At 40.8% G+C, this 12966-nt stretch carries 12 protein-coding genes; 3 read left to right on the forward strand and 9 right to left on the reverse strand.

Features of this window, described 5'->3' with window-relative positions:
- Window positions 1-139 precede the first annotated feature (139 nt).
- The 5 genes from ACT7WV_RS04335 to alaS form a co-directional block, all read right to left on the reverse strand.
- Window positions 140-508 carry an aspartyl protease family protein gene (locus tag ACT7WV_RS04335; protein WP_445101719.1) on the reverse strand — a complete coding sequence of 123 codons (369 nt, stop codon included), beginning with the start codon at window positions 506-508 and terminating at the stop codon, window positions 140-142.
- On the reverse strand, window positions 505-822 hold the full coding sequence (locus tag ACT7WV_RS04340) for a hypothetical protein (RefSeq protein ID WP_445101720.1): 318 nt from the start codon (window positions 820-822) through the stop codon (window positions 505-507). Before ACT7WV_RS04340 ends, ACT7WV_RS04335 begins: the two co-directional genes overlap by 4 nt.
- A 352-nt stretch (window positions 823-1174) precedes the next feature.
- On the reverse strand, window positions 1175-2182 hold the full coding sequence (locus ACT7WV_RS04345; RefSeq protein WP_445101721.1) for a transposase family protein: 1008 nt from the start codon (window positions 2180-2182) through the stop codon (window positions 1175-1177).
- Window positions 2179-3144: a DUF4238 domain-containing protein gene (locus ACT7WV_RS04350; RefSeq protein ID WP_445101722.1), complete on the reverse strand. Its 966-nt coding sequence runs from the start codon at window positions 3142-3144 to the stop codon at window positions 2179-2181. Before ACT7WV_RS04350 ends, ACT7WV_RS04345 begins: the two co-directional genes overlap by 4 nt.
- 115 nt (window positions 3145-3259) lie before the next feature.
- On the reverse strand, window positions 3260-5893 hold the full coding sequence (gene alaS / locus ACT7WV_RS04355) for an alanine--tRNA ligase (RefSeq protein ID WP_445101723.1): 2634 nt from the start codon (window positions 5891-5893) through the stop codon (window positions 3260-3262).
- 230 nt (window positions 5894-6123) lie between these two features.
- Between alaS and ACT7WV_RS04360 the strand changes: the two genes are divergently transcribed.
- Window positions 6124-8217: an NAD-binding protein gene (locus ACT7WV_RS04360; RefSeq protein ID WP_445101724.1), complete on the forward strand. Its 2094-nt coding sequence runs from the start codon at window positions 6124-6126 to the stop codon at window positions 8215-8217.
- Window positions 8218-8359: 142 nt separating this feature from the next.
- Here ACT7WV_RS04360 and ACT7WV_RS04365 read toward each other — a convergent pair whose 3' ends face one another.
- Window positions 8360-8512, reverse strand: coding sequence for a hypothetical protein (locus ACT7WV_RS04365; RefSeq protein WP_445101725.1), 153 nt, complete (start codon window positions 8510-8512; stop codon window positions 8360-8362).
- 836 nt (window positions 8513-9348) lie between these two features.
- On the opposite strand from ACT7WV_RS04365, the gene ACT7WV_RS04370 reads away from it, so the two are divergent.
- The gene (locus ACT7WV_RS04370) at window positions 9349-9546 is read left to right on the forward strand and encodes a heavy-metal-associated domain-containing protein (protein ID WP_445101726.1); all 198 of its coding nucleotides are present in this window, start codon (window positions 9349-9351) and stop codon (window positions 9544-9546) included.
- Window positions 9547-9814: 268 nt separating this feature from the next.
- On the opposite strand, the gene dxr is transcribed toward ACT7WV_RS04370, so the two are convergent.
- The 3 genes from dxr to ACT7WV_RS04385 all read right to left on the reverse strand — a co-directional run bounded on the left by dxr (window position 9815) and on the right by ACT7WV_RS04385 (window position 12269).
- Entirely contained in the window at window positions 9815-11029 is a 1215-nt protein-coding gene (gene dxr, locus ACT7WV_RS04375; protein WP_445101727.1) for a 1-deoxy-D-xylulose-5-phosphate reductoisomerase, read from the reverse strand.
- A 106-nt stretch (window positions 11030-11135) separates the two neighbouring features.
- Window positions 11136-11414, reverse strand: coding sequence for a hypothetical protein (locus ACT7WV_RS04380; RefSeq protein WP_445101728.1), 279 nt, complete (start codon window positions 11412-11414; stop codon window positions 11136-11138).
- Window positions 11415-11630: 216 nt separating this feature from the next.
- Entirely contained in the window at window positions 11631-12269 is a 639-nt protein-coding gene (locus ACT7WV_RS04385; protein ID WP_445101729.1) for a GNAT family N-acetyltransferase, read from the reverse strand.
- A gap of 401 nt (window positions 12270-12670) precedes the next feature.
- Between ACT7WV_RS04385 and ACT7WV_RS04390 the strand changes: the two genes are divergently transcribed.
- Window positions 12671-12856 carry a PCP reductase family protein gene (locus tag ACT7WV_RS04390; RefSeq protein ID WP_445101730.1) on the forward strand — a complete coding sequence of 62 codons (186 nt, stop codon included), beginning with the start codon at window positions 12671-12673 and terminating at the stop codon, window positions 12854-12856.
- The last annotated feature ends 110 nt before the right edge of the window (window positions 12857-12966 follow it).

The raw sequence follows: 12966 nt of genomic DNA on the forward strand, positions 1-12966 counted from the left end.
TTCCGATATTTGAGTTGTTAGTCCGGTGTTGATCTACTGACTCTTCTCATTTTTCCTAAAAGTCTACTATTAAACTATCTAAATCTTCAGAAAATTCACCATCGTCAACTTCTCCACGACTAAAATAATAAGAGTAATATTATGTCTCTCCTAATACCAGCACTTCTGAAAGAAAATCTACCACTAACCGTCTAGTTCTGAGCCAGGGCAAACCTAAAATAATTTCTGAGATTGTATCGTTAGCTAATACGGGAACCGTCAACTCTTCGCCATCTAGGACTAGATTGCCCAAATAAAGGTCAAAAATAGCTTCTCCCTGTGCTGTTTGCATCAGTTGGTTATCGTACAAACTCCAGCCAAGACTCTCCGCATCTTGTTTGTTAATTGCTAGCCAGTCTGTAAAGCCTGTATCGAACAAAGCTTCTACTGTTAAACTGTTGCCATCGCTGGCAATTAAATCAATTTCAAATAGTAGTTCACCCTTACTGCCAAAGTATCCAACGGTCATATTCTGCCACAGACTCCTGTCTCATTGAGACGGAAGGCAGCAAATAGTTTATCTGGGTATTTTTCCCGTGTTCTTTTTAAAGCAGTTATCTGATTTTGGTCGATGAAATAATCTCCACTATCTGGCTCAATAATAATAAACCAGTTGTAGTGTTCATCGATTAATTGAGGACGGACTTTCTCAAAAATTAATTTACCTTGCTTATGCAATAATTCTTGGGCAGCTTTAAGTTTGGCTTTTTCTTCAGGGGATGGATCTTGTTCCGGAAATAGTCTGCCTCGACGTGGAGAGTGATGGTTTGTTAGTTGAGTCATCGTGTTTACTCCTGTCTAAAATCATTTTACTTACGTCTCTATCTATCACGGCGATTGCCTCCGGCACTAGCATAGCTATTGAAAACTCTATCCGGGAGCAAGTATCCTTAGCTCGTTACCTTTTTCCTAAAAAATTCATCTATAATACTCTTAATCTCAGCATCTGAAATAATTTTTGCTTCTTTTCCAATTCTTTTAAAATACCTCATCTCTCTTTCAGACTTGTTACAAGAAATAAAAAATTCACTACTACAGCTGGAAATATCAAAATTTATCTTTTCAATAGACATCTCCAGAAAGTCGAAAGTAGCTCTCTGACTACTGTTTATCCCTTAAAATGATTGGAGCAGTTTCAGCGAATTTCAACGGCATAATTAGCATTAGAAGCCATTGTTGTTAATTTAGACCCCGAAGTAAGAAGATTATTAACCTCAATTGTTTTGGTGTCGTCGTCGATTTTTACGGCTGGGAAAACTAACCGCTCAATTCTCAATCTTACTAACCCACAAATTGTCATTATGATTGATTCATACTTGTGAGCATCTAAACGAAATCTTTCTTGTGCTATTTTAAAAATCTTGACTAGACGAATTACGTGTTCGACAAAAATGCGGTTAGAAGATAGCTTTTTATTAGCTTCTTTCTGTTGTGAGGTTAGTTCTCCGTTTGGGGGTTTTTTATGAGGAGTACGAATCTGTGGTTCCCCTAGATAAGCTTTATCAGCACTAAAGAGTTGATTTTTATCAAATTGTTTCAGACGTTCTCGCATTAAGCTTATGTCACTTGTCAGTCCGGGTTTCCCTGCTACTACATCGATAATATCCTTACCTTTTGGTAAGACAATTAGCTGGTTTTTAAAGGTGTGACTTTTTTTCTTGCCTGAGTAAAATGTTTTTTGCTCTTGAGATACTGAAGGTCTTGACCGGCTTTGCTCAGCGCTATCTACTATTAACTCGTGTTCTGCCAACATCTCAATAATTGCTTCCTCCTCTCCTTCGCACTTTTTTACTTGTTCTAGTAAGCTAGCTGGTAGTAATTCTTGCAACAGAGATTGCCAATAATTAAAAATGTTATTGGCTGTAGATTCACTTACTTGAAACAACAGACCCAGAATCTGGAAGCTCAAATGATGACGTAAATAGATTAAAGTTAAGATAATTTGTTCTTCTTCTTCAAGTTGAGGCTTTTTGCCACCACCAGCACTAATCAGCCGAGTTTTACTTCTTTCTCTTTCTGAGAGTTTTTGCTCATGTAAACGTTTAGCCTGCTCCATCAGTTGAATTAGCTGCTCGTAGCTAATTCCCACCAAACGCTTGGCTTCTTTCTGATTACGTTGCAAATAGTTCCAGGTATAACTCACAGTTTTTGCACCTCAAACACTGATTTGTTCTCCATAATTATCTCATAATTTATATTTTGGAGATGTCTAATATTTACATTGACTTTTTTTATTTTACGACTACGACAACCTACAACTAAATGTGTATCTGAAATAGGCAAGAAAATTTGATCTATTTTTTCTAATTTATCTGGAACTGCTTTAACCTGATCAGAATTCTTTAATTTTGAAATGGAACCTACATCACTTAAAATAAAGCTGCCTTTTTTTCTAATTATAAGAAACCAATTGAATCTGCGAAAAAAATTAATTCTAGGTTCAGGAGAAATATTTTGTGAAAGTGTAGATATATGAGACGTTCTTACTAAAGACGGCAGATTCTTTTTTAATTCATTTATATTGCTTAATAAAAACTTATCAAGCAATATTTTTAATTCTCTATTACTTTCGTTGGCTTCATTTGTAAGAACATTTTTGAAATGTAAGACAATTACATCCTTTGCCAAAGAGCCTAAGTTTTTTATTCCCTGTCTTTCTAACTGCTGTTCAAGATTTCTATACAGAATTTCGGGATGTTCTATGAGGTAATCTATACAATTTTGTGGTAATTCTTCTAAAATATAATCTAGAAAATAATCTATTGATTGGCTTAGAGAAGTTCTAATAAATTGAGTTCTGATAATTAAATGAGTTACGAACTCAGTAATTATTGATTTTTCTAATTCTAATTCTTCTGACTTATTTCTCAGTTTTTCAATATAGTTGGCAAACTTTGTTTCTTGTTTAGTAATTTCAGGATCAACACTAAGTTCTTCATTTGGATTACCATAAAAGTATCTAGAGCTGCCTATGTTCTTGATATTCGACTCAAAGGGAGATGTGCCACGTCTGTATACCCAAGTATATATCTCTTTGCCGTTAACACGGCTTGAAAAACCTTTTTGCAGAAATTGTGGTAGAAAATGCTGATTTTTTCCTGCCATAGTTTTTTGACCAGTTGAGGGGGCTTTTAAGAAATACTAATCGCTTTTTTCAGTGCCTCTCGTAAATAAAACTAATAGTAGTTAGGTGAGGTGAGTACCTACCCACCCCATAAAACTACTTCAACCCATCAACTAACTGCTGCTTCGCACTCGCCAACGCTTCACCCAACTTACTTGCATCCCTTCCCCCAGCTTGGGCTAAGTTAGGACGGCCACCGCCACCACCACCACAAATCTTGGCGATACCACCGATAAACTTACCAGCTTGTAACTTCTTCTCTTTGTTAACTTTGGGACTAAAAGCTGCGACTAAACTTACCTTGCCTTCCGCCGGAACAGAACCTAAAACTACAGCGCTTTCTCCTAACTTATGCTGCAATCTTTCCGCCGCTGTTTTCAAAGCATCAGGGTCAACTTCTCCCATATCCGCAACCAAAACTTTAAACTCACCAACTGATTCCACTTCGTTAAGTAGTTGGTCAGATTTAGCTAAGGCAAGTTCCTGTTTAGCCGCTTCTAACTGTTTCTGAGTTGCCTTAAGTTCAGTTTGTAAATTAGTAACACGTTCCGGTAGTTCTTCCGGTTTTACCTTAAAGCGATCGCTCAATTCCTTAACTACTTTATCCCGTACATTTAAGTAATCGAGAATCGCTGGCCCTGCTACTGCTTCAATGCGCCGAATACCGGAAGCAACACCCGCTTCTGAGATAATCTTAAACACGCCAATTTCAGCAGTATTACTCACATGAGTACCGCCGCATAATTCCATGGAAACACCGGGGAAATCAATTACTCGCACTTCATCCCCGTACTTTTCCCCAAACATAGCAGTTGCACCTTTAGCTTTAGCTTCTGCAATCGGCATTACCGCAACTTCTGCTATGTGCGCTTCACTAATCCAAGTATTAATTTGCTCTTCAACTTGTGCCAATTCTTGCGATGTCAAAGCACGAGGACAGTTGAAATCAAACCGCAATCTGTCAAAAGATACCAAAGAACCTGCCTGAGAAATAGCAGAATCAACAATCTTTTTCAGGGCTGCTTGCAATAAGTGAGTTGCCGTATGATTAGCTTGGGTACGACGGCGGCAAGCACGGTCAATTTGTGCTGCAACGGTGTCTCCTAACTGTAAAGTACCGCGTTCAATTCTTCCGAAGTGGACAAAGAAATCTGATTCTTTCTTAACATCTTCGATGCGTACTAAAACATTATCACCGGAGAAATAACCGCGATCGCCAATTTGTCCCCCAGATTCGGCATAGAAGGGGGTTTGATTTAAAATTACCTGAACTTCAGCACCTGCTTCAGCGGATTCTACCGAGATACCACTGACTAACAGCGCTTCTACTTTTGCTGTTAACTGAGGTTGAGTGTAACCGAAAAATTCGGTGGCATGGATATGTTCTGCCAATTTATCAATACTGCCCTGTACTGTTAAATCAATAGTTTCATGGGCATCTCTGGCACGCCGTCGTTGGGCTTCCATTTCTGCTTCAAAGCCTGCTGCATCGACAGTTAAACCCTGTTCTTCAGCGATTTCTTGAGTTAACTCTAAGGGGAAACCGTAGGTGTCATAGAGGGTAAAAGCATCTTCACCAGAAATCTGTTTTGGCTTTTTGGCAAGAATTTCTGCCAACAACTTCTCACCCCGTTCCAAGGTTTTGAGAAATTGCGATTCTTCCCGTTGCAATTCTGCTTTAATTACCCCTTCCCGTTGCCGCACATTAGGATAAGCTACCTCAGAAAGTGCGATCGCACTTTCTGCAACTTGGCAGATAAATTCCCCTTCAATACCTAGTAATCTGCCGTGACGCACAACGCGACGAATTAAGCGGCGTAGGATATAACCACGACCAACATTAGAAGCCGTGATACCATCGGCAATCATGTGTACAACTGCTCTTACATGATCACCGATTACTTTAAAAGAAGTTTTCGTCTTCTCGTCACTCTTGGCATAGTCAACCCCAGCAATCTTGGCTGCGGTTTTAATAATGGGGAAAATTAAATCAGTTTCGTAGTTATTTGGCACCTGCTGGAGAATTTGCGCCATTCTCTCCAGCCCCATCCCGGTGTCAATGTTCTTCTTTTGCAGTGGTGTCAGGTTGCCCTCAGCATCCCGGTTGTACTGCATGAACACCAAGTTATAAAACTCTATAAACCGGGTGTCGTCTTCTAAATCAATATTTTTGTCGCCCTTTTCTGGGTGAAAATCATAGTAAATTTCTGAACAAGGGCCACACGGGCCAGTTGGGCCAGAAGTCCAGAAATTGTCCTCTTCTCCCATCCGCTGAATACGATGGGCAGGAACACCAATTTTATCCCGCCAGATGGCAAAAGCTTCGTCATCTTCTGTGAATACACTGGGAACAAGACGTTCTGGAGGTAAGCCGAATACTCTAGTAGAAAGTTCCCATGCCCAAGCGATCGCTTGTTCTTTAAAATAATCCCCAAAGCTAAAATTACCCAGCATCTCAAAAAAGGTATGATGCCGCGCCGTGCGTCCCACGTTTTCTATATCATTGGTGCGGATACACTTTTGGGAAGTGGTGGCGCGGTCAAATTCCGGCTGGCGTTGTCCCAGGAAAATTGGTTTGAAGGGAAGCATACCTGCGATTGTCAACAGTACCGTAGGATCTTCCGGCACTAGAGAAGCACTAGGCAGCATCTGATGTTGCCTTTGGGCGTAGAAATCGAGGAACGTTTGTCGGATATCGCTACCACTAAGGAATTGGGGAGAGTCAGGCATGGTCATTTCTAAGGCATTAGGAATTCAGGCAGGGGCGTCGGGGAAAAAGTCTGACTCAACGCTTCTGCTTTCTGGGAAGTTTTTGCTTATCAGTCAACTTGTTATCTATTTTTACAGTGATCAGGCAATAAAGCCCACTGCACCGCAGATCTCCCTGTGTCCCTAAGCAGTTAAACCCTAAATCCTGAATTTATAATCGAGTGAAAACTTATTGACAAATTACAGCTAAAATGCACTCACATAATCCTCAGTCACTAGTCAATGCTCCTCAGGACACAATAGATCAGTGTTTAGTCTGTGGACTAGGAGGCTTAGGTCAACAGTGTGTTGCGGCTCTTAAAGAGTTTAAGGTCAAAGTTACTGCTATTGATAAAGTACAACCTCAATACTGGGAAATCAATGATTTACCAAATTTATTAGACAAGTTAATTATTGGTGACTGTCGCCAAAAAAGTGTCCTCGCCCAAGCTGAAATTGCTCAGTGTCGGGCGGTGATTATTGTTACTAGTGATGAACAAGTTAACGCACAAACAGCTCTAGCAGTGCGGAAACTTACTCCCGTGCCGCGTATAGTAATTCGCTCAGAAAGAGAAAATTTCAATCAATTATTAACCGAACATTTAGGAGATTTTCTGGCTCTTGAACCCATTCAACAACCAGCCATTGCCTTTGCCCTAGCAGCTTTAGGAACTGAAACCAAAGGTTTTTTTTACTTAGAACGACAATGGCTAAGAGTAGTTGAACAAAAGATTACACCAAGCGATGATTGGTGTCAGGGGCGGCGATTGTACGAACTAGAGAGTCGTCACCGCCGTATTCTTGAGTGCAAAAGCAATTACCGTAACAATCTAGGTCAACTCAATCAAAACCCCATCTTTGATATCTTTCATCAATGGGAACCAAATGCCCTAGTTAAAGAGGGAGACACTCTGGTTTATATCGAGACAGCTGAATACTCCCTAGTAAACCAGACTCAAGAAGTTACACCCTTTTATCGACAACAAAGACAATCCCTTTGGTCAAAAATTTTCAATCGCCTAACCCTTGAGAAATTGTTGCAAGGCTTGCGTCAGTTCTGGAGTTCTCCGGATTCTCAGCTACAGGTTCGGCGAGTTGCAGTTGTTTGCGGCCTGATAGTTTTGCTTCTATGGCTGATAGGGACGGTGTTGATTTATCTATACTACAGAGACGAAAAAACGACACTGCTGTCTTCGTTTTACGCTACAGCGATTCTGCTTTTAGGAGGATATGGTGATTTGCTTGGTGATTTTAAGCCAGTAGATAAACCATTGCCTTGGTGGTTGCAGTTATTTTGTCTGGTGCTTACTTTAGCAGGAACTGCCTTTGTGGGAGTGTTGTATGCTCTACTGACTGAACTGTTACTGTCTAAAAAGTTTCAGCTTAACAAGAGGCGTCCCCCGATTCCTCAGCGGGATCATATTATCGTGATTGGCATGCGTCGAGTAGGTCAACAGGTAGCTTCCCTATTACTGGAATTAAAGCAACCCTTTGTCGGCATTACTCTTGACGCAGATTTTGACGAAACAATCTTACCAGCCATGCCCTTGTTGAGTGCCAGTGGGAGGTTAAAACCAGCCCTGGCTAAAGCTAATCTTGCTGCTGCTAAAAGCGTCATTATTGGCAGTGAAGATGAGATGCTCAACTTAGAGATTGGTTTAATGGCACGGGTCGCCAATCCCAACTGTCGTATAGTAATCCGTACCTTTGAGCAAGGATTAAGCGAGAACTTAGCTTCTTTATTGCCACAAGCGACGGTACTTTGTGCTTATGCTTTGTCAGCAGAAGCTTTTGCTGGAGCAGCATTTGGTGAAAATATTATCAGTTTATTTCGCTTGGGCAACCAAACAATTTTGGTGACGGAATACCAAGTTGACACAAATCCTACTCTCGCTGGATTGCTGTTGTCGGAAGTTGCTTATGGCTACGGAGTGGTGCCAGTTTTATATCAGAAACTACAAGCCTCTCCTTGTTTGATGCCCTCGGATGATTTGCGTCTAGATAAAGGCGATCGTTTAATAGTTTTAGGCACTATTGATGGACTGCGCCGCCTTGAGTTCGGAAAACTTGGTATTGCCCCTAAAACCTGGCGAGTACAAGTGGAGAAAGCTTTAACCCAAGAGGCTCTTTTTGAAGGTGCTAACATGATTGCTCGGATTTCTGGGTGTGACTTAAGTGCAGCCAAAGAGTTGATGAACAACCTGCCCGGTAGACTACAATCGCCCCTTTACAAGCACCAAGGACAACGCTTGGTATGGGAACTCACAAAAGCTCAGGTTACTGCTAGTCTTGTCCCGATTGTTTAATTTTTTAGTGTCTCACAACCAGAGACTTAAGGAGACAAGGATACTCAAGGAAACAAAAGAAGAGCAACCGAGAATAAATTGCCCTGAGTAAAGTAATGATTTCAGTTTGTAAAGACTCATCAACATCGGTAAATACTATTTATTAAGTCAGTGATTGCTGTGTTAATTTGAAGGTGGACATCATCCAGATAAACAACTGGACTATAACTAAGAAAAGGGTGCAGGTGCGATGTCCCCGCTCTGTAATCCCAGCATAGCTCCCCCCAGCAAATACTGCTTTAAGTTTGATTGCCATAGGCTGTTATTAAGTTAGGTCGTTAGGAGGTAAAACTAAAGTTTGGAAATAGTTTAGGGGAAAAAATTAATAGAGCTATGACAAATTGTAAACCTGAGTAATTAACCATCGACTTTCGGACAATTTGCTCGTTGAAAACTCCAACTTTTGCGATTTGATGGGTTTAGCTAGTACTGGCTAAACCCATTACTCTGTTAGGGAGTTGATGAAGCTTCTCAAAGTGAAGATACTAAATTTAGTAGTTGATTAGCAGCCTCATTTGTTGTTAAAGATGATGCTCAATTTTTAGCGAGAATTACAGCTTGTAAAAGCTTGTCAACTTTAGTAAAGTACAACTAATTATAGATACTAACCGTGTTACTTTAAAAGAGTGGAATTCATCCTCCAGGATAACAACCGGAGAAAAACAAATTTTAGGGCATGGGCATGATGATTCCTCCGGTCTGTGACCCGACCACGGTGAAAACTAACCAAGCATAGCATTAAGTGGCAAAGAGCCGGTGTAGACCGGAGAAAGCCAAACCTGAGGTCTGGAAAGACGCAACTATGTTGGTAATTTAGCGGTTGAACTGCGGTAGTTGTAAACCTTAGTAATCTAAAACTGGTAGTCGGAAAGTTTACTCGTTGAAAACTCAATTTTTTGCGCTCGAAGGGGTCTAGTATAAATCGACTAGGCCCTTTGAGTTTTTGGAGGACTTGATTTAACTAGCCACAACATACATAGTTACTAAAAATACAGGAATAATATTTTCACTGTAATAAAACCCTTAAGGTAGATAAAATTATGTGACAAAACCCTTAAGGTAGAAAAGAAGCAGAAGAATGAGATATTAATTATGACTGCAATCAAGTTAAAAGTTCCGAGTATTGTCTGTAAAGGCTGTGTAGATACTATTACCAAGGAAATTCTCACCCATGAATCGGGTGCCAAGGTAGACGTCGATCTAGAAGCCAAGACAGTCAGCATTGAGAGTGAAGCATCTGAGGAATCTATTAAACAGATGATCACAGCCGTTGGTCATACTGTCGAATAATCAGCAGCCTGAACCTTTGTAGGTAAAACCAGGGTTCTAGCAGACTTGATCAAGCTTCTCCAGATGCCCAAGTTAAGCAGGGGGTTGATAGCTTCGGTTGAGACTTTTAGCATTAATCGGATTAAGCCTTCTAGATACTCTAGATACTTCGCTATCAAAACCTGGCAGAGTGGGGGAGTAAAAGCACTACGTTGCTGATCGCCAGATTAGGGCGTAGATACACAGACTCCCCCAAGCAAAAACTCAAGTGTTCAAAACATTTGGCTTCCTAGAGAACCGCCTGGGAGAGAAATTTGCCTGTTCCTTGAGATGTTAATTTACCCCTTTCTACAGCAGCTAACACTTCCTGTCTTGCCCAAGCATCCGCAGCAGTAATGTCATCTAAGGAGGGATTTTGACAGTTATCAGCTTGGTGGCGATCGCAGATATCTTCAATACAACGAGCAATATCCAAATAGCTAATTCTTTCCTCTAAAAATAGCGCCACAGCCTGCTCATTAGCGGCATTTAAGACTGCTGGCATCGAACCTCCAGCACGGCCAGCAGCATAGGCTATTTGCATACAGGGATATTTTTGATGATCCGGTTCCCGAAAGGTCAAATTCCCCGCTTTCACTAAATCTAACTGTTTCCAATCTGTATAAATACGCTCCGGCCAAGACAAAGCATACAAAAGTGGCAAGCGCATATCAGGCCACCCCAGTTGGGCTAAAACTGAAGTATCTTGCAGTTCAATGAGAGAATGAATAATACTCTGGGGATGGATCACAATGTCGATGTGGTCGTAGTCCAGGCCAAAGAGAAAGTGAGCTTCAATCACTTCTAGACCCTTATTCATTAAAGTCGCTGAGTCTACAGTAATTTTGCGACCCATTGACCAGTTAGGGTGTTTTAAAGCGTCGGCAACTTTAACTTCTGGTAACTTATCTACCGGCCAATCTCGAAAAGCACCACCAGATGCTGTTAGCAGAATTCTTCGTAAGCCACCCTGGGGAACTCCTTGAAGACATTGGAAAATTGCAGAGTGTTCTGAGTCTGCTGGTAGCAACTTGATGCCGTGTTTTTCTACCAATGGCAACACCACTGGACCACCAGCAATTAGAGTTTCTTTGTTCGCCAGAGCAATATCTTTACCAGCTTCAATAGCTGCTATTGTTGGTAATAAACCAGCACAGCCGACAATACCAGTGACTACTGCTTCGGCATCCCCGTAACGAGCTACTTCCACAACTCCAGACTCTCCAGCCAAGAGAATTGGTTGGGGATCTAAATCTGCAACAGCTTCTTGAAGTTCAGAAAATTTCTCTTGATCACAAATTGCTGCGATCGCGGGTCGAAATTTTTTAATCTGAGCAGCTAACATTTGCACATTACGCCCAGCTGCCAATCCTACAAGCCTGAATTTGTCAGGGTGCTGACTAACAATATCTAAAGTTTGAGTACCTATAGAGCCGGTAGAACCGAGAAGAGTAATAGCTTTCACAATCTTTTAAGGATATCCAGCAACTCCACTATAGGATTGTTTGGGCTGGCTTTGGTATGGGATTAGCTGAGACGGGAGGAAATTATCTAACCTCCAACGCTCAGCTTTATGTCTCTTGAGAGGTGTCCTGGGGAGAAGAGGGAGGCGGACTATCGATTTTAAATTTTTGCCCATCTTTCCTAATCGAAACACCTGTTTCACTCTGGTGAGATTGCGCAAGTCCCGCAGCCCCAGCAATAGCCGTACCTGCCAATCCCAAAGCCGCAGTTAATCTTGTGTCTTGATGATCCTGCGCTGTTAAAAGGGCAGTCATACCAATTAAAGTACCCATCGTCCCTAGAAATAAAGGAGTAAAAGCTCGGATTAGTTCAGGAGTCAAATTCATACTAAGTTAAATAAAATTTGTGTCTCTTGCTTCACTTATCAGTGCCGAGTCCGACTTTTATGCAGATGGTTATTGAAATTTCGCAACGGAGATTGGACTACTGCCTAAACAAACGGACTCATTAGCTGATGACTCCATATTCGCTTGCTTGATTAAGGTTTGACAGTACCCTCATTGGGTAATCTTCAATAGTTAATCGAGCGATACTTAACGATCCTAAGCATCTAAAAGATAGTGCGGTGGCATAGGTTCTTTCTCAATTCTGTAAACTTTAAAACCTCGCTGGAGGTAATTATTCAACACATAGGGAGTCTCTAAGTTACTCGTGTGTACCCACAAGCGTTGAGCACCATTATTCCAAGCGTAAGCAATACCATGACTAAGTAAATGCTTGTCCAATCCACGCCTTCTATACTCTCGCCTAAGACCAAAGTAGACAATTTCTATAGAGTAGAAATTAGTTGATGGACCGTATTTGCGTTTGAGCATTTCAATGTATCCTACCGGTGCCCCATCTACATACAAAACATGAATACTAGTTTTGGGATCTGCCAACAGTGCCTGAATTTCTAGATCAGATTTGGATAGTCTTTCGTGTTGCCATTGTTTGCCTACGCAACTAGACAAAAATCGGTAGAATTGCACATCAGGTTTGCACAAACACATTAACTTAACTCCATCCAGATAGTTGAGATATGCCGGACGGAATTGAGACTGATCAATCATCTGGAGATAAGTCATTACCAGGGTTTTCGGCACCCCAGTAGTAGGTAAAGACTTAGGAAATATTGAAGGCTTATTAACTGTAGTAGTGTTTATCGCATTTTCAAGCATTGTGTACTGACTATTCACCATCAGTTCTCCCAATATAAATACTTCTCTACACTGCCGGTAACGCCAGCGATGAATAGGGTTTTTCCTGGAGCGATATCTGAGCACCAACCATGATATATTTAGTTTTGCAGCGATATGTGTAGTTTTAAAACTGTATATTTAGTTTTACACAAGTAGTTGCGTTCAGTATCATATCAAGATTCTGCTATTTAGTTGCCAAAATATAGACTAGTTTAGGAAAACTTAATCTGAGCTTGATCAAGTTTTAGTTAAATGGCAATAATTAAGGAATTGATAAAAAATAGCTTAGGCAAGTTCTTTATTAGGTAAATTAAGAAACTACTTATATAATAAGGAAAGAAATATTTAACTCTAAAGTATTGCCAATTACTTAATAAAACTAATTACTGAGGGGCTAACCTATGAGCAGCTATAATTTGACAGATACTCCAGAATGGACTGCTGACGCTAAAGCCAAGCTAAAAAATATTCCTTATTTTGTTCGCTCCCTCGCTAGGCAAAGGATTGAACAGCTAACTCGTAAAGCAGAGCTGGAACTAGTAACAGTCGAGATTGTTGAGCAGGCGAGAATTGAATTTGGTCAGTAAACGAGCAATTACGACTAGATTTGCCAATAATTCTAATCACTAGATTAGTAGCAGAGTGAGGTTAGAAATAGCTAGTTTTCGCCTGAAAACTATTCAGAGCAATTAAGGCT

The sequence above is a fragment of the Symploca atlantica LB2515 genome, from assembly GCF_052546295.1.